The sequence below is a fragment of the Leucobacter sp. cx-42 genome (genome assembly GCF_014529985.1).
Classification (GTDB): domain Bacteria; phylum Actinomycetota; class Actinomycetes; order Actinomycetales; family Microbacteriaceae; genus Leucobacter.
On the sequence record NZ_JACVMU010000007.1, the window covers coordinates 129,596 to 146,287 of the forward strand.

A 16,692-nucleotide genomic window follows, 5' to 3' on the forward strand; every position below is an offset into this window, starting at 1 on the left:
CTTCAGCCTAGTCAAATACTCATGTGGGCATAGCTCCACTCGCAGGCTCCACGCACCCCTTTGTCCTTCAAGCGATTCTCGGGGTCGTCGAAACTGGCGCAGCCGCTGCCTTCTTCTTCTGCCGTAACGCTCAAGTTCAGGGATAAGCGACAGTACGTGCCAGGGGGCTGGGTTCTACATTTCGGTGTGAAACCCAGCCCCTGACGCGTGTACGCACTTCCCTATTCGGCGATCACCGGGATTCCCGTAAGGACGGCGGCTGCGTCGAGACCGCCAAGATCTGTCACCTGCTTAATGCCTGCGGCTTGCAGGAGCTTGACGGCCTGGCTTGAGCGGCTCCCCGAGCGGCAGTACACGTAATACTCCTGCTCCGGATCGAGTGCTGCCGCTTGCGCGGCTACTTCGCCTGCGTTGAAATCAAGTACCGTTGCGCCGGTGAGGTGTCCGCTCGCAAACTCCTGCGGGGTACGCACATCGAGAATGACTGCGTCAGCTGGCACCTCGATGGTATGTGTGCTGGCTTGTGGTTCCGCACCATCGCCTGCGGCTGGAGCGCACCCGGTAAGCCCAACAGCAAGCGCAACGGCTGCGAGTGGGAAGGTGAGTGCGGTGAGCATCTTACGAAGCATCGGTCGTCCTTTCGATCGGGGAAATGTGATTGCCAGAGGTAGGCGCCGCGCAGGTGTCGCCCGCGCAGTACATCGGTGGACGTCTCGAAAAAAGCCCCTGCAACTTACATCCCACGCAAATGCCAAACGCAACTTCGAGAAACAGGAAGCTCAAACAGAGCCCACACAACGCAAGAGTGACCCACAGCGGAGCTTGGAACAGCCCCGTGGCCGCGCAGGCGACAACGCCCATCCCGTAGCCCATCCACCAGGCAAAGAGCTTCTGCGGTGCGCCAACCCACTCTGGGGTTTGCCGTCGAACGAACAGCGCGCCAAGCGCAAGGGATGGCGCCCATTTCTCGCCCGCCGTCACACGAATGAACATGTCGATTATGAACAACGCCCCGAAGGGTTTCAGTGCTTCAGCTGAGCCTGTAGTCGCGGCAATGACGTACAGCACCAGGCCGGGCAGAAACAGCAACCCAGCCCCGGCCCGCGCTACGCGCTCATTGATCACGGGAATTTCGTAACCAGGTACCCACTGGCCAACGGGGGAGGCGTCCTGGCGCGCAGGGTCCACGTTGAGCGAGGCATCGCGTTGCGAATGAGGCATGACTGACCTTACGTCCGGTGTGCAAGATTTGCAGGCGCAAGAGCGCCAACACCTCCACCATACTATACCCCTGGGGGTATTGGTTCACCGGGGACATCGCAGTGAGTTGTCGCCTAAAACACTGCCGCCGCGCCACCACCATCACCCAGCGCAATCAGCGTGCAACACGTAGCCTATACAGCAGCAATTGCCGATTGTAGGAGCTCGTAGGCTGCCGCATCGATTGTCACCAGACGCACTTCGCTCACGTCTGACTTCACTTGCGAAAGAGTGTGCACCGCAATCGTGATGGCGTCTTCAATAGGCCAGCGATAAATACCGGAGCTGAGGAGTGGGAACGCAACGCTTTGCGCGCCGAGTTCACTCGCCACCTCCATCGAACGGCGATAGCAAGACGCCAACAGCTCAGGGTCACGCTGGCCACGGCCATAATTGGGGCCCGGGGTATGAATAACCCACTTTGCCGGCAAGTCACCGGCCGTCGTGAAGCCAGCATTTCCCGTCGCGAGGCCCTCTGGGAAGCGAGTAATACACTCAGCCAAAATCGCGCGCCCACCCGCTCGGTGAATGGCGCCGTCAACTCCCCCGCCACCGCGCATGCGATAGTTCGCAGCATTCACGATCGCGTCAACGTGCTGCTCAGTGATACTCCCCAGAACTGCGGTAATAGTCGTCATGCGTTCACACTAGAGCCGACCACTGACATTTCGGGACCCCCAGACGCCAAAAGGCTCCGACCGCAATGGTCGGAGCCTTTTATTGGTGGATCTAAGGGGATTCGAACCCCTGACCCCCTGCATGCCATGCAGGTGCGCTACCAACTGCGCCATAGACCCAAGTGAAGTCGGACGAATGCTCGCCCGACGACTCTCTTACTCTACCTCGAGACGAGCCTCGTGAGCCAATCGCGCACGCTCGAGCGTGTCGTTGACATCAATGCTCGGGCAATCGCCCCAGAGGCGCTCGAGCTGGTAGAACTCACGGTCCTCGTGATGGAACACGTGAACGAGCAAATCACCAAAATCGAGCAGGACCCAGCGTCCACCCGAACGCCCCTCACGACGAATCGTGCGAACGCCGGACTTATTCAGCTCGTCCTCGATGTTGTCAGAGATAGCCTGAACGTTGCGCTCAACAGAGCCACTCACAATCAGGAACGCGTCAGCGTAACCGAACTGCTCGGCTACGTTCAAGGCAACCTGGTCGGTTGCGCCCTTCGCGTCGGCGGCGAGGACCGCGGTCTCAATGATGGACTCAAGCGGCTGCGTCTCCACTACGGTGACCCTTTCGAAGAAGTGTTTCTGAAGAACTCAGAATGCGCCGCTGTTTACGGCCCAAACAATAATACCGCCAACGACTACGACCAGTCCGCCACCCGAGAGCGCAAGGATCATCGGAAGCTTGCTCTTCTCGCGTGTCGGAGCGGCTACCACAGGCGCCTCGCGAACGGTCTGCGCACTCACAGCGGCGCGCGCGGAGACCGGAGCGACACCGTGGTCTGCCGTTGCGTTGAGGGAGTCTTCAACCACCTCAGCAACAAACGGATCGTACTCAGCCGAGTGCTGCAGCGACGCGTGCGTACCAGTTTCGCCGAGCGACTTCGGAAGATGAATAGCTCCAGTGACGAAAAGTTCACCGGTCATACCCAACGGCCCGGTCAGCGAGTCGGTTGCCTCGGGGTGTGAAGGAAGGATGAGCGCCGAAGTGTTGCTTGGGCTCGCCGCGCCCTCCTGCGCCACGGCGCGGGAGATAAGCGACTCGAAGTCTCCCTGAGCCGCAGCAGCACCACCGACACGTGATGCGGGATCGTCAATGACGGGATGCCACTCCTCCGGCGGGCGAATATCAGGGAAGGTATACGCCGGTGCATCATCTGATGCAGGCGATTCCTCCTCGACAGCCTCTTCGCCAACTACCGGCGCGACTGCGGTGACGGGAAGTTCATCAGCCTCAACCGAGGCTTCGACCTGCTCAGCGTCACTTGAGTCTTCAGGTACCTCAATGTCAGCTTCAGCTTCTGTCTCTGCCTCAGCTGCGTCTTCAAGGTCAGAAGCCTCAGCATTTGCAGACTCAGCTTCGGCAGACTCGGCCTCGTCAGACTTCTTGCCACGACGCCACAGCGAACCAAAGCCACGCTTTGACTTTGCTTCCTGCTCGCTGCCGTCAGACTCTTCAGTGCCGTCAGCCGTGTCTGCGCTGTCTACCGGAGCCGCGTCTTCACCCGCATCAGCAGCCTCAGCGCTGGGCTCTTCGGCCAGCTTCAGCTCCTCGAAGGTGTACGGTGCAGTCTCCGGGAATGCAGTGTCGTCAATCGCCGGGACCTCGGCGAAAAGATCCGCAGCGCCCGGCGCGACAATCTCAGCCTCGGGCTCAACGTCGCCAGATTCGACAGCTTCTACCGACTCAACTGCGGGCGCAAGCACCTCTGCAGCGAAGTTCTCAGAAGCAACTTCTTCCTGCAATGCAGCAACAGCCTCTTCACGGAGCTGTCGCATCTCGCGACGCGAACGCGGCGTGCCGTCCTCGTGGACAGGCGAAATTTCGATTGCTTCGAGGACTACCTCTGGGATCGACGCCGTGATCGGCGCCGGTTCCTCTACGGTCTCCTCAACCGGCTCAACCGGCTGCTCATTTGCGGCACTATCGTGTGCGCGCTCCGCTTCTTCGCGGGCACGCAGCTCGCGACGCGTTAACGGTCGTTCCTGCTCACTCATGATTCCAATGCTCCCTCGGCGTATAGCCCATGCTTTGCAATGTACTGCACGACGCCGTCTGGCACGAGGTACCACACGGGAAAACCTCGTCCAACACGCTCTCGGCAATCCGTCGATGAGATCGCAAGCGCTGGAATCTCCAGAGTACTTACGTTTTCATGGGAGAGCCCAGACAGTTCAAGTTCATGGCCGGGGCGAGTCACCGCAATAAAATGCGAGAGGCCCCAGAGGCGGTCTACGTCTTTCCAGCCGACGATCTGTTTGATGGCGTCGGCGCCCGTGATGAAGAAGAGTTCTGCATCGGGCATCTGCTCCCGGAGGTCCGCGAGCGTGTCGACCGTGTAGGTGGGGCCGAGTCGATCAATATCAACTCGGCTCACCTTAAAGCGCGGGTTCGAGGCGGTCGCGATTACCGTCATCAAATAACGGTGCTCCCCCTCGGAAACGTTACTCTTTTGCCACGGCCGACCGGTCGGCACGAAAATGACCTCATCGAGGTCAAAACTCTGTGCCACCTCACTGGCTGCGACGAGGTGGCCGTGGTGAATGGGATCGAATGTTCCACCCATCACCCCGACCCTGCGTCGGTTAGCCACGATTAGTGCTGCGACTCGCCGCCGTGCTCACGTGCGTATGCCTCTGCCTTCTCCGAGTGACGGTTTGCAACGTCACGGAAGGAGAACACAACGAGACCCATTACGGCGAAGAGAGCGCCGACGATAATGCCGTAGGCAACCGCCGGAATCGGCAGTTCGTTCACAATGTGCGCGCCCTCAGAGGCTGCGAGAACGGTTGCTGCAAGTGACATGAAAACCCCTTGTGTGGAAACTCAAGAAACAGATGTTCAAATATAAGTGTAGCGGTTGCCGCTAGCGGATCTGGCCAGCGCCGCGCACGAGCCACTTCGTGCTCGTCAGCTCGGGCAGTCCCATCGGGCCGCGTGCGTGCATCTTCTGGGTCGAAATTCCGACCTCCGCGCCGAAGCCAAACTCGCCGCCGTCAGTGAAGCGAGAAGAGGCATTGACCATGACGACCGCAGCGTCGATCTCTGCGAGGAATCGATCCGCACTCGCGATATCGCTCGTCACAATAACCTCGGTGTGACGGGTCGAGTAACGCTCAATGTGCTCGATTGCTTCGTCCAGCGAGTCGACCACGCGAACGCCCATCGTGAGGCTGTGATGCTCGGTCTCCCAGGTCGCATCGTCAGCCGCGGTGACAACGTCGTTCGCAGCAATTGCGCGATCGTCGCCGAGCAGGCTGACGCCGCTCTCTGCGAGCGAGGAGAGGATCCGCGGAAGCATACGCTCAGCAGCGTCACGGTGCACCAGCAGCGTCTCAGCAGCGTTGCAAACGCTCGGGCGGTGAGTCTTCGCATTGCGCACAATTTCCACGGCCATGTCTTCGTCAGCGGACGCGTCAACATAGACGTGCACGACACCCGCTCCGGTTTCGATGACGGGGACAGTGGACTCCTGCACAACGGTCGAAATGAGGCCTGCGCTACCGCGCGGGATTAGCACGTCAATGAAGCCACGGGCTCGCATGAGGCGGTTCGCGCCCTCGCGGCCGAATTCATCGATGGTCTGAACCACGTCGCCGTCGAGTCCCGATGCCGTAATTGCCTGCTGAATGAGGCGCACGAGAACTTCGTTGGAGGATGCGGCGGCGGATCCGCCACGCAGCACTGCGCCGTTCCCGCTCTTGAGCGCGATTGCGGCAATATCAACCGTGACGTTCGGGCGCGCCTCGTAAATCGCGCCGACGACGCCAAACGGGACGCGGACCTGCGAAATGCGGATACCGTTCGCGAGGGTACTGCCGCGTACGATCTCACCAACGGGGTCCGGGAGCGCGATGATCTCGCGCACAGCTGCGGCGAGACCCTTCAAGCGGTCTTCGTCGAGACGGAGGCGGTCGAGGAGGCCATCGCCGATGCCCTGCTCGCGTCCACGGTCGAGATCTTTGGTGTTCTCTGCCACGATCTCTGGGATGTTCGTCTCAATGGTCTGTGCAATCGCTTCTAGAGCGCGATTCTTCTCATCGGTGGTCGCGGTACCGAGACGGCGCGACGCGGTCTTTGCACGCTGCAAGCGTGCGAGAAACAGATCTGAGGTAGCCATGACCACAGTCTAGGACACAGATGTGTCGGTCACAGCTACCTCAGAGCTATAGATTGCCTACGAGTTAGGCGGATGCGGGCCGGGCGTCGAACCAGGTTCCGCGATCCGCGCCCTCAAGCACGGAATCAAACAGGCGCGCCTCGGTCAACAGCACCTCGGCGCCAGCGTCAGCAGCGAGGCGAGCGGCCTGCACCTTGGTCGCGGCACCGCCGGTGCCCCAACCTGAACGGCTCTCACCAATCTCGATACCTTCGAGCGGATCACGGAAACCAACGCGCGGAATACGCTTGGCGCCGGGATTCTCGGGCGGTGCGGTGTACAGCGCGTCTACATCAGAGAGCAGCACGAGCAGATCGGCACCAATGAGGCGTGCGACAAGCGCCGCAAGCCGATCGTTGTCGCCGAAGCGGATCTCGTGGGTTGCGACCGTATCGTTCTCGTTGATGATCGGGAGAATGCCGAGCTCAAGCAGACGCTCGAGCGCACGCTTCGCGTTGCCGCGGTGCGTCGGGTTCTCCATGTCGTTCGCGGTCAGGAGTACCTGACCGCCGACAATCTCGTGGCTCGTGAACGCACGCTGGTAGCGGTTGACCAGAACATTCTGACCAACCGCGGCAGCGGCCTGCTGAGTTGCGAGGTCGTCGGGACGCTCGTCCAGCTTCAGGAACGGAACGCCGGTTGCGATCGCGCCGCTCGACACCAGCACAACCTGTGCTCCGGCAGCGTGCAGCTTCGCAAGCGAATCAACGAGGAGTGGGATCTGTGCGGCGTTGTCGCCACTCACCGAGGAGGAGCCAACCTTTACGATGACTCGCTTCGCAGCAAAGAGCTTCTCGCTCAGATTCACTCTTCTTCCTTCCAGAGTCCTGCCTCGCGCTCGCGCTCGAGCTCGGCACGTGCTTCTGCCTTCGCGTCCATCATCTTGTAGTAGTCAGCGCGACGCTCGTTGTTCGTACGGCGCGAATTTCGATCGATGCGATCATCAGAGCCACGAACGCCAACCTGCACCTCGGCAGCACTCGTAATCGAGGGCTCCCAATCGAAGACGACGCCCGAACCTGGGCCAATCACGACGGTTGAGCCAGAGACTGCACCAGCCTTGACGAGCGCGTCCTCGAGGCCGGCCTTCTGCAGGCGGTCAGCGAGATAGCCCACAGCCTCATCGTTTGCGAAGTCCGTCTGCTCAACCCAGCGCTCGGGGCGCTCACCGAGAATACGGAAGATCGTGCCGTGCGTGCCACCCTCAGTGCGAACCGTGAACGATGCTTGACGGCCGCCACGGCTGCGCTGCTTGGGCTCAAGCACGATGCGCTCGCGCACCTCTGCAGCCGCAGCGAGCTCAGCTGCGCGTGCTTCCTCGACGAGGCCAGCCAGCGCGAAGGAAAGCTCGCGCAGGCCTTCGTGGCTTGCAGTCGAGATCTCGAAGACACGGTAGCCCTGCTTCTCAAGGTCGCCTCGTACGAACTCCGCGAGCTCACGAGCCTCAGGGATGTCGATCTTATTGAGTGCGATCAGCTGGGGGCGCTCGTTGAGCGGCTTCTGGCCCTCAGGTACTGGGTACGCCTCAAGTTCTGCCTTGATGACCTCGAGGTCAGACAGCGGATCGCGTCCCGGCTCAAGCGTTGCGCAGTCAAGGACGTGCAGCAGCGCGCTGCAGCGCTCGACGTGACGGAGGAAATCAAGGCCAAGGCCCTTACCCTCACTCGCGCCCTCGATGAGACCGGGAACGTCTGCAACGGTGTACCGGTGCTCACCAGCAACAACCACACCGAGATTCGGGTGGAGCGTGGTGAACGGGTAGTCGGCAATCTTTGGCTTTGCCGCACTCATTGCGGCAATGAGGCTTGACTTACCAGCGGACGGGTAGCCGACGAACGCAACGTCTGCGATCGTCTTCAGCTCAAGGGTGAGCGAGAGTGCCTTGCCCTTGGTCCCGAGCAGCGAGAAGCCTGGCGCCTTACGCTTCGGGCTCGCGAGCGCCCAGTTACCGAGGCCACCGATGCCACCACGAGCGGCGAGGAATCGCATGCCGGGCTCGGTGAAATCAGCGAGGGTCTCCCCCTTCGAGCTCTTGATCACCGTTCCGACAGGAACGCTCAGCGCAAGCTCTGTGCCGTTTGTGCCATCGCGGTAGTCGCCAGCACCATATCCACCGTTTTCAGACATGAGGTGTGGGCGTCGATGGAAATCGATCAGCGTCGTGCTCTGTGGGTCAGCAACGAAAACGATGTCACCACCGTTTCCGCCTGCGCCACCGTCTGGGCCAGCGAGAGGCTTAAACTTCTCACGCTTTACCGAGACACAGCCGTCGCCACCGCGTCCTGCCTGCAGGTGCACCTGCACCTGATCAACGAACGTCACCATGACTTTTCCACCCTCTCACCTGCGGCCAATTACACCTCCAAGTGTATGGCCGTAAAACAACAAGAGGCGAGCCGAAGCCCGCCTCTTGCGAAAACCCGCGAACTTACGCTGCGGTGACGATGTTGACGACCTTGCGGCCGCCCTTTGCGCCGAATTCAACCTCGCCTGCAGCAAGTGCGAACAGCGTGTCATCCTTGCCACGGCCGACGTTTACGCCGGGGTGGAACTTGGTGCCACGCTGGCGAACGATGATTTCGCCTGCGTTCACGTCCTGGCCACCGAAGCGCTTCACGCCGAGGCGCTGTGCGTTCGAGTCGCGGCCGTTCTTGCTAGAGCCTACGCCCTTCTTTGATGCCATGAGTCTCTACTCCTTAGGTAGCAGCCGAAGCTGGTTACTTGATGCCGGTGACCTTGAGGCGGGTCAGGTCCTGACGGTGACCCTGGCGGCTCTTGTAACCGGTCTTGTTCTTGTAGCGCTGAATGACGATCTTCGGGCCGCGGAGGTCGCCGAGAACCTCAGCAGTAACCTTTACCTTTGCAAGCTTCGCTGCATCGGTGGTCACGGTCTCGCCGTCGACGAGGAGAACTGCGGGAAGCTGAACCTTACCCTTTGCGTCACCTGCCATACGGTTAACGGTGATGATCGAACCGATTTCGACCTTCTCCTGCCGGCCGCCTGCGCGCACAACTGCGTAAACCACTTGTCACCCTTTTCCTAGGATCGTCTTTCTAAGTCAGTCGCAATTGGTCTGCAACCGAAACACTGTCGCCGATGCACATAAAAGCATCTAGCACAACGATCAATATTAACTTGAACTTCTATTTTCGGTCAAATATGTGCCAGCGTGTCGAGCCTGGTGTCGACCAATCACCAGGCTCGATGGGACTGTTAGTCCCGCTCGGAAGCCTTTTCTTGCACGCGCACATCGAGCGCATCAAAAATGAGCTGCTGCGGATCTACCGCGACGTCTTTCGCCACCTGGGGTGCCGAGTCTTCCGTTGCCGAACCAGCGGACTGCGTCGCGCGATTCGCACGAGCCGATCCACCTGCCGGCTGCGAAGCCCGACGACGAGCTCGCGACGTTCCGACCGCGGGTGCGTCCGGAAGAGCGTCGAGAACGCTATCAAGCAGGTTCGCTGCAGGGCTCGGTTCAGCAGCTGCGGGTGCGGCGCCACCACGGCGGGCCTTCCCACTCACTACCTTGCCGCTCTTCTTTTCTTCTGCGACAGCTGGTTTCGATCCCGCATGCGCGGGTTCGTCAGCCGATGAAGCAGGAAGTGTCGAAGCGGCTACCTGAGCCAGCATGTTCTTAGCGCCATCGGTGATGGCGTGAGCCTTAGCGTCGGCTGCGACAGGCTGCGACTGGTTTTCACCCTGCGCATTGCCGTTGTCGCTCTTGTTGCCGGCGTGAGTGTTCGTGTTGCCACCACCGCTGTTGTTGCGGTTTCGCTTCGATGAACGGGGTGCCTCGTTACGATGCTTCGAGACGGGATCGTGGTGCACCACAACGCCACGGCCCGCGCACACATCGCAGGGCTCGCTGAACGACTCGAGCAGGCCAAGGCCCAGCTTCTTACGAGTCATCTGAACGAGACCAAGCGAGGTCACCTCAGCCACCTGATGCTTGGTGCGGTCGCGGCCGAGGCATTCAACAAGACGACGAAGCACGAGATCGCGGTTCGACTCGAGGACCATGTCAATGAAGTCAATGACGATGATGCCACCGACATCGCGCAGCCGAAGCTGACGAACGATTTCCTCAGCAGCCTCAAGGTTGTTCTTAGTGACGGTCTCTTCGAGGTTGCCACCAGAGCCAACGAACTTGCCCGTGTTGACGTCGACAACGGTCATTGCCTCAGTGCGGTCAATGACGAGCGAGCCACCCGATGGCAGCCAGACCTTTCGGTCGAGCGCCTTCGCGATCTGCTCCGTCACGCGGAACTTATCAAAGACATCACGCTCACCCTCGTAGCGCTCGACGCGCTGCAGCAGATCGGGAGCAACCTGCTCGAGGTAGTTCGAGATCGTCGCGTGCGTATCGTTGCCCGAAATCACCATGCGCTGGAAATCTTCATTAAAGACGTCACGCACAATCTTGATGAGCATGTCCGGCTCTGAGTGCAGCAGTGCGGGACCGCCACCCTTCGCCATGCGTGCCTGGATGTGCTCCCACTGACGTGCAAGATGCTGAACGTCGCGAGTGAGCTGCTCTTCGGTCGCACCTTCGGCAGCCGTGCGCACGATGACGCCAGCGCCGCTCGGGAGGACTTCCTTGAGGATCTTCTTCAGGCGTGCACGCTCGGTATCGGGCAGTTTGCGGGAGATGCCGTTCATCGCGCCGCCGGGGACATACACGAGGAAGCGACCGGGAAGCGAAATTTGGCTGGTCAGGCGTGCACCCTTGTGCCCCACCGGGTCCTTCGTGACCTGCACGAGCACACGATCGCCGGGCTTCAGTGCATTCTCGATCTTGCGAGCGGTGTTTCCACCTTCGAACTCAGACCAGTCAACTTCGCCTGAGTAAAGCACCGCGTTGCGGCCGCGCCCAATATCAACGAATGCTGCTTCCATGCTCGGGAGCACGTTCTGCACACGACCGATGTACACGTTGCCGATCAGTGAGTTCTCGCTCGAACGAGCAACGTAGTGCTCAACCAGAACGCTGTCTTCAAGTACGCCGATCTGAATGCGGTCAGCAGAGCTGCGCACGATCATTTCGCGGTCGACTGCCTCGCGGCGAGCAAGGAATTCCGACTCGGTAATGACTGTGCGACGACGACCTGCGTCACGCCCATCACGACGACGCTGCTTCTTAGCCTCGAGTCGAGTTGAGCCCTTCACGCGCTGCGGCTCGGTCACCACCGGAGCCGACTGGCGACGCTGGGGCTCAGCCTCAGGCGCCGCCTGAGGTGCAGCAGAACGACGCTCACGACGCTCACGACGTGCGGGCTGCTCAGCCTCGCGATCATGCTGACGAAGCGCCTGATGCTGCTCTTCAAAGATGTCATCGAGCTGACGGAAGTTACCACGACGGGGGCGCGGATCAATCGGCGGAACGTCAGGAGCAAGGAAGATCAGCCGCGTGGTCGCACGGAACTGCTCTTCTGGCGAGAGCGCAGCGAGGGGTAGTACGAGCGGCAGGCCGTCGGAACCCTTCACAACCTCGGGCTCTGCGGGCTTTGCTTCTTCCGCCTTAACCTCTTCGGCGACAACCTCAGCGGCAGCGTCGGGCTTCTCAGCTTCGTCAGCGGTCGTCTCAGTCACAGCTGCATTCGCTGCTTCGGCGGGCGCGTCAGCCACGGCCACCTCGACAACTTCGACAGTTTCTACGGATTCTTCTCCCGATCCGCCCACTTCTGGGGTCTCGGTAATCTTGTTCGTCACCATTCCTGGTGCTCTCCATTCACTGCCCCAAATACGGGATCTGGAGCAAAAACTCTTGGCGCAATGCGCCTTAACAACTCGTACTCTTCCGCGTACCGGCAGACCGTCGCCCTGTGCGACTGGCCTCGCTTTCCGGCGGTGCAAGACTCTTGTGGGTAACACGACTATGCGTTGCCACAGCTTCCATTATTACATGCGACTTGCGACATAGCCTCGTCTGACGTTCAGTGTCGTGGGTTTAGAATCGGGGCATGACTGAGGTGACGCAGACCCCAACCCGTTCCCGCGTGTTCCCGATTGCGACAATCGTGCTCGGATTCATCGGGCTTTTCGCGGCTTTCGAGCTCATCACCGAGTACATCAAGAAGATCAAAGAGCCGGGATACATCCCGAACTGTAACGTAAGCGTGCTGGTCACCTGTGGCCCAAACATGGACTCTTGGCAGGGTTCCATCTTTGGCTTCAGTAACACAATCATCGGCATCGGTGCATTCATGGCTCCGATCATCGTCGGTGTCGCATTGCTCGCAGGTGCCCGGTTTGCGAACTGGTTCTGGGCCCTCTACCGCATCGGCCTCGCGCTCGGCCTCGTGTTTGTCGGCTGGCTCGCATACCAGAGCATCTACAGCCTCGGCACCCTGTGCCCGTGGTGCATGGTGGTGTGGTCGGTCACGATCCCGCTCTTCTGGACCACACTGTTCCAGCCCGAGGCTGCGGGCTACGTGAACGTTTCCGACCAGACCAAGCAGCGCTTCGTCAACATGCGCTCATGGGTGTGGGTAGCGATCGTACTCTGCTTCGTCGTTATTGCGGCAGCAGCTCAGTTCCGTCTTGATTGGTTCGCTGAGTTCACGCGTTAATCACCGCAACACCAAGGGTCCGGGTCGCAGGCAATGCGGCTCGGACCTTTGTCTATGTGCTCGCGGGCCTCGCGGGGCGGATCACTCCCCCAGCGACTGCCAGATCGCATCGACCTGGGCGCGGGTCGCATCCAGTGACTCAGCAGTATGAATGAGGATGTCCGCAATCGCACGACGGTCCTCATCGGTGGCCTGACTCGCGATACGTCGCTGCGCTTCCTCTTCACTCAGACCGCGCAAGTCACGCAAGCGATCGAGACGCACCTCCGCAGGCGCGTCTGCAACCACGATGACATCCCATTGCTGCGGCGATCCCGCTCCGCCGAGCCCGTGCCCCGATTCCACAAGCAGGGGAATCTCATAGACGATAACCGCGTGCGGATCCGCCTCGCGAGCGGCATCGATGCGCTCGGCCGCAAGACGACGAACTTCCGGGTGCACGATTCCATTCAGTGTCGCAAGCGCTTCCGCGTCGCCAAACACCCGCGCGCCAAGCGCAGCACGATTGAGCTCTCCTGAAGCCGAATCGAGCACATCAGCACCGAACGCCTGCACGATACCGGCAAGACCAGGCGTACCGGGCGCCACGGCTTCGCGGGCAAGCTGGTCAGCGTCAATGACGACCGCCCCGAGCTCCGCGAAGCGGGCACTGACCGTGGACTTGCCTGAGGCGATACCGCCTGTGAGTGCAATAAGTGTCATATCTCCATCAAACCAGAAAGCCCGGCTCCAGAAGGAGCCGGGCTTTCTTACGTAGCTATCGAGCTAGAAGGACTTAGTTGCCTTCGAGCTGAGCCTTGAGTGCAGCGAGTGCCTCATCGTCAGCGAGTGCGCCGGTAGCGTTCGAGTCGCTCGAGAAGCTCGAAGCGGGTGCCTCAACTGCGGGAGCTGCTGCTGCCTCAGCGATCGAAGCTGCAACCTGCTTCTTGTGTGCTTCCCAACGCTCCTGAGCAGAAGCGTATTCCTTCTCCCAGTTCTCGCGCTGGCTCTCGAAGCCTTCCTTCCACTCCTGGGTCTCAGGGTCGAAGCCTTCGGGGTACTTGTACTCGCCGTTCTCGTCGTACTCAGTGGTCATACCGTAGAGTGCGGGATCGAACTCGGTGCCCTCGGGGTCAACGCCCTCGTTTGCCTGCTTGAGGCTGAGCGAGATGCGGCGACGCTCGAGATCGATGTCGATGATCTTGACGAAGACTTCCTGGCCGGCCTGAACGACCTGCTCAGCGAGCTCAACGTGCTGACCCGAGAGCTCCGAGATGTGCACGAGGCCCTCGATGCCGTCTGCAACGCGAACGAACGCGCCGAAGGGAACGAGCTTGGTGACGACGCCCGGTGCAATCTGGCCGATTGCGTGGGTGCGTGCGAATACCTGCCAGGGATCTTCCTGCGTAGCCTTGAGCGACAGCGAAACGCGCTCGCGGTCGAGCTCAACCGAAAGAACCTCAACGGTTACTTCCTGGCCAACCTCAACGACGTCCGAAGCGTGCTCGATGTGCTTCCACGAGAGCTCCGAAACGTGCACGAGGCCGTCGACGCCACCGAGGTCCACGAATGCACCGAAGTTGACGATCGACGAGATGACACCCTTGCGAACCTGGCCGGGCTTGAGCTCTGCGAGGAACGACGAACGGGTAGCCGACTGGGTCTCCTCGAGGAGTGCGCGACGCGAAAGCACAACGTTGTTGCGGTTCTTGTCGAGCTCGAGGATCTTTGCCTCGATCTCCTGGCCGAGGTACGGCGTGAGATCGCGGACGCGGCGGAGCTCGATGAGCGATGCGGGGAGGAAGCCACGGAGTCCGATGTCAACGATGAGGCCGCCCTTGACAACCTCGATGACGGTACCGGTAACAACGCCGTCGCTTTCCTTGATGCGCTCGACATCGCCCCAAGCACGCTCGTACTGAGCACGCTTCTTCGAGAGGATCAGGCGGCCTTCCTTGTCCTCCTTCTGGAGAACGAGTGCCTCAACCGAGTCGCCGACCTTGACGACCTCATCGGGGTCAACGTCGTGCTTGATGGACAGCTCGCGCGAGGGGATGACGCCCTCGGTCTTGAAGCCTACGTCGAGGAGAACCTCGTCGCGGTCAATCTTTACAACGGTGCCCTCGATGAGGTCGCCGTCGTTGAAAGACTTGATGGTCAGTTCGACCGCTGCAAGGAAGTCCTCGGCCGAGCCGATGTCGTTGATTGCGACCTTGCTGGTGGTCGTTGAGTTAGTCATGAAATTGGTCTCCAGAATGGACAGGAAATCAGGCGGACACGCACTAACTCACGTTAGTGAGGCACAAGGCCTCCGAAGCGGTGTCCGCGTGGACAGGTTTCGCCACAAATGTGACACTCAACCCTACCCCGAATCTGAAAGTTTTGCCAGCAGCATGCGACGCGGCGAGTTATGCCGCTGGCGGCACCAATCCCAGGTGTTCCCAGCCAAGTCGCGTGGCGATCCGCCCACGTGGCGAACGCGCGATGAGACCAGCGCGCATAAGGAATGGCTCAACGACCGCCTCGATCGTCTCCGACTCCTCACCGACAGACGCAGCGAGGGTCGATAGGCCGACAGGACCGCCGCCAAAACGCTCAATAATCACGCCAAGCACCTCGCGGTCAAGGCGGTCGAGGCCATTCTCATCCACGTCATACAGAGAGAGCGCCGCGCGCACCGCAAGTACATCCGCCTCCACCTCGTGCACGAGGCAGTAGTCACGCACTCGGCGCAGCAGTCGGTTTGCGATACGGGGCGTGCCACGAGAGCGACCCGCGATCTCCACGACGCCAGCATCTGCGAGTGGGAACGCGAGGAGACGAGCTGCGCGCGCGACCACCCGTTCAAGTTCGGTGTGCGCGTAGTACTCAAGGTGCGCAGTGAAGCCGAAACGGTCGCGCAACGGGTTGGGCAGCAGGCCAGCCCGCGTCGTCGCGCCAACGAGCGTGAACGGCGCCAATTCGAGCGGCACAGAGGTCGCACCGGCACCCTTGCCCACCATGATGTCGACCTTGAAATCTTCCATCGCGAGATACAGCATCTCTTCGGCGCTGCGCGCCATGCGATGGATCTCGTCAATGAACAGGACTTCGCCCGGCGACAGCGAGGACAACACCGCGGCGAGGTCGCCAGCGTGCTGAATTGCCGGGCCAGATGTCTGCTGCAGCGGCACCTCAAGTTCGGCCGCAACGATCATCGACAGCGTGGTCTTGCCAAGCCCGGGAGGGCCAGCAAGCAGAATATGGTCGGGCGTACGGCCATCAATTGCCGCTGCCCCGAGCAGTAGCCCGAGCTGGTCGCGCACCTTTTCCTGACCAACAAACTCGGCGAGCGAGCCAGGGCGCAGGGCACCCTCGTAGGTGAGTTCGGCGGATCGGCCCTGCGGGGAGAGCTCACCGTTGTCGACGCTCAACGTCCCACCCCGCGGTTACTCTGCAAAAGTGCGAGCGCGGCACGCAACAGTCCGGCGTGGCTCGCGGGAGCACCAGCGTCGAGCGCATCCTGCGCTGCCTGCTGAGCATCAGATTCGCGCCAGCCGAGGCCAACGAGGCCCTCTGCGACTGCCGCTACGACGGCCTCGTTGGGATCCGCACTCTCTGCTGCGTCATGACGCAGCTCAATCTGGAGGCCGTCCAGTTTGCCAGCGAGCGACACAACGATGAGCTTCGCGGTCTTCGGGCCGACGCCAGAAACCTTCTTGAACGGCTTCTCGTCTTCGCGCTTGACCGCCTCAACCAGCTCGGTCGGGGCAAGCGCAGACAGCACACCAAGTGCCATGCGCGGGCCAACACCCGACACGCTCAGGAGGCGCGTGAAGAGCTCAAGCTCAACATCTTCGTGGAAGCCAAACAGCGTGAGTGAGTCCTCGCGCACGATCAACGATGTAACGAGCGAGAGGTGGTCACCGACAGTCACGCTGGGGCCGCGGCCTGCAGGCACCTCGACGCGGTAGCCCAGGCCACCAACACCAATAACTACCCAGCCGGCACCCTGCGAGAGGACCGGCCCGTTAATCGAAGAAATCACAGTGCCAACCCTAAACGCA

The 16,692-nt window shown here is 60.8% G+C and carries 18 protein-coding genes and 1 tRNA gene; 1 reads left to right on the top strand and 18 read right to left on the bottom strand.

All coding sequences use genetic code 11. The features are described from left to right. Positions 1 to 221 precede the first annotated feature (221 nt). From ICM05_RS08170 to ICM05_RS08235, 14 genes are all read right to left on the bottom strand, one after another. On the bottom strand, positions 222 to 629 hold the full coding sequence (locus ICM05_RS08170; RefSeq protein ID WP_251364585.1) for a rhodanese-like domain-containing protein: 408 nt from the start codon (positions 627 to 629) through the stop codon (positions 222 to 224). Further along, positions 619 to 1,125, bottom strand: a complete 507-nt coding sequence (locus ICM05_RS08175) for a DUF4395 domain-containing protein (RefSeq protein ID WP_353055857.1) — start codon at positions 1,123 to 1,125, stop codon at positions 619 to 621. Before ICM05_RS08175 ends, ICM05_RS08170 begins: the two co-directional genes overlap by 11 nt. Before the next feature lie 269 nt (positions 1,126 to 1,394). Beyond that, positions 1,395 to 1,898 carry an O-acetyl-ADP-ribose deacetylase gene (locus ICM05_RS08180; protein WP_188024086.1) on the bottom strand — a complete coding sequence of 168 codons (504 nt, stop codon included), beginning with the start codon at positions 1,896 to 1,898 and terminating at the stop codon, positions 1,395 to 1,397. Positions 1,899 to 1,981: 83 nt separating this feature from the next. Continuing rightward, a tRNA-Ala gene (locus tag ICM05_RS08185) sits at positions 1,982 to 2,057 on the bottom strand. A gap of 36 nt (positions 2,058 to 2,093) precedes the next feature. Continuing rightward, positions 2,094 to 2,495 carry a ribosome silencing factor gene (gene rsfS / locus ICM05_RS08190; protein WP_188024087.1) on the bottom strand — a complete coding sequence of 134 codons (402 nt, stop codon included), beginning with the start codon at positions 2,493 to 2,495 and terminating at the stop codon, positions 2,094 to 2,096. A gap of 36 nt (positions 2,496 to 2,531) precedes the next feature. Continuing rightward, positions 2,532 to 3,935: a hypothetical protein gene (locus ICM05_RS08195; RefSeq protein ID WP_188024088.1), complete on the bottom strand. Its 1,404-nt coding sequence runs from the start codon at positions 3,933 to 3,935 to the stop codon at positions 2,532 to 2,534. Then, the gene (nadD, locus tag ICM05_RS08200) at positions 3,932 to 4,534 is read right to left on the bottom strand and encodes a nicotinate-nucleotide adenylyltransferase (protein WP_353055868.1); all 603 of its coding nucleotides are present in this window, start codon (positions 4,532 to 4,534) and stop codon (positions 3,932 to 3,934) included. Before nadD ends, ICM05_RS08195 begins: the two co-directional genes overlap by 4 nt. After that, positions 4,534 to 4,743, bottom strand: coding sequence for a hypothetical protein (locus ICM05_RS08205; protein ID WP_188024090.1), 210 nt, complete (start codon positions 4,741 to 4,743; stop codon positions 4,534 to 4,536). Before ICM05_RS08205 ends, nadD begins: the two co-directional genes overlap by 1 nt. Positions 4,744 to 4,804: 61 nt before the next feature. Further along, entirely contained in the window at positions 4,805 to 6,058 is a 1,254-nt protein-coding gene (locus tag ICM05_RS08210; protein ID WP_188024091.1) for a glutamate-5-semialdehyde dehydrogenase, read from the bottom strand. 64 nt (positions 6,059 to 6,122) lie between these two features. After that, positions 6,123 to 6,905 carry a glutamate 5-kinase gene (proB, locus tag ICM05_RS08215; RefSeq protein WP_188024092.1) on the bottom strand — a complete coding sequence of 261 codons (783 nt, stop codon included), beginning with the start codon at positions 6,903 to 6,905 and terminating at the stop codon, positions 6,123 to 6,125. After that, on the bottom strand, positions 6,902 to 8,422 hold the full coding sequence (gene obgE, locus ICM05_RS08220; RefSeq protein ID WP_188024093.1) for a GTPase ObgE: 1,521 nt from the start codon (positions 8,420 to 8,422) through the stop codon (positions 6,902 to 6,904). The genes proB and obgE overlap by 4 nt, the downstream gene beginning before the upstream one ends. 103 nt (positions 8,423 to 8,525) lie before the next feature. After that, positions 8,526 to 8,780: a 50S ribosomal protein L27 gene (gene rpmA, locus ICM05_RS08225; protein WP_188024094.1), complete on the bottom strand. Its 255-nt coding sequence runs from the start codon at positions 8,778 to 8,780 to the stop codon at positions 8,526 to 8,528. Positions 8,781 to 8,814: 34 nt separating this feature from the next. Beyond that, the gene (rplU, locus tag ICM05_RS08230) at positions 8,815 to 9,123 is read right to left on the bottom strand and encodes a 50S ribosomal protein L21 (RefSeq protein ID WP_188024095.1); all 309 of its coding nucleotides are present in this window, start codon (positions 9,121 to 9,123) and stop codon (positions 8,815 to 8,817) included. Positions 9,124 to 9,311: 188 nt separating this feature from the next. Beyond that, positions 9,312 to 11,810: an Rne/Rng family ribonuclease gene (locus tag ICM05_RS08235; protein WP_188024096.1), complete on the bottom strand. Its 2,499-nt coding sequence runs from the start codon at positions 11,808 to 11,810 to the stop codon at positions 9,312 to 9,314. 248 nt (positions 11,811 to 12,058) lie between these two features. Here ICM05_RS08235 and ICM05_RS08240 point away from each other — a divergent pair, with 248 nt between their 5' ends. Then, positions 12,059 to 12,667 carry a vitamin K epoxide reductase family protein gene (locus ICM05_RS08240; protein ID WP_188024097.1) on the top strand — a complete coding sequence of 203 codons (609 nt, stop codon included), beginning with the start codon at positions 12,059 to 12,061 and terminating at the stop codon, positions 12,665 to 12,667. Positions 12,668 to 12,748: 81 nt separating this feature from the next. On the opposite strand, the gene coaE is transcribed toward ICM05_RS08240, so the two are convergent. From coaE to ruvA, 4 genes are all read right to left on the bottom strand, one after another. After that, on the bottom strand, positions 12,749 to 13,369 hold the full coding sequence (coaE, locus tag ICM05_RS08245) for a dephospho-CoA kinase (RefSeq protein WP_188024098.1): 621 nt from the start codon (positions 13,367 to 13,369) through the stop codon (positions 12,749 to 12,751). Between the two features lie 73 nt (positions 13,370 to 13,442). Further along, a complete protein-coding gene (gene rpsA, locus ICM05_RS08250) occupies positions 13,443 to 14,885 on the bottom strand; it encodes a 30S ribosomal protein S1 (protein WP_188024099.1) in 1,443 nt (480 codons plus the stop codon). A gap of 169 nt (positions 14,886 to 15,054) precedes the next feature. Continuing rightward, entirely contained in the window at positions 15,055 to 16,059 is a 1,005-nt protein-coding gene (gene ruvB, locus ICM05_RS08255) for a Holliday junction branch migration DNA helicase RuvB (protein ID WP_188024100.1), read from the bottom strand. Continuing rightward, complete coding sequence (gene ruvA, locus ICM05_RS08260; RefSeq protein WP_188024101.1) at positions 16,056 to 16,673, bottom strand: Holliday junction branch migration protein RuvA; 618 nt, start codon at positions 16,671 to 16,673, stop codon at positions 16,056 to 16,058. Before ruvA ends, ruvB begins: the two co-directional genes overlap by 4 nt. Positions 16,674 to 16,692: the final 19 nt, after the last annotated feature.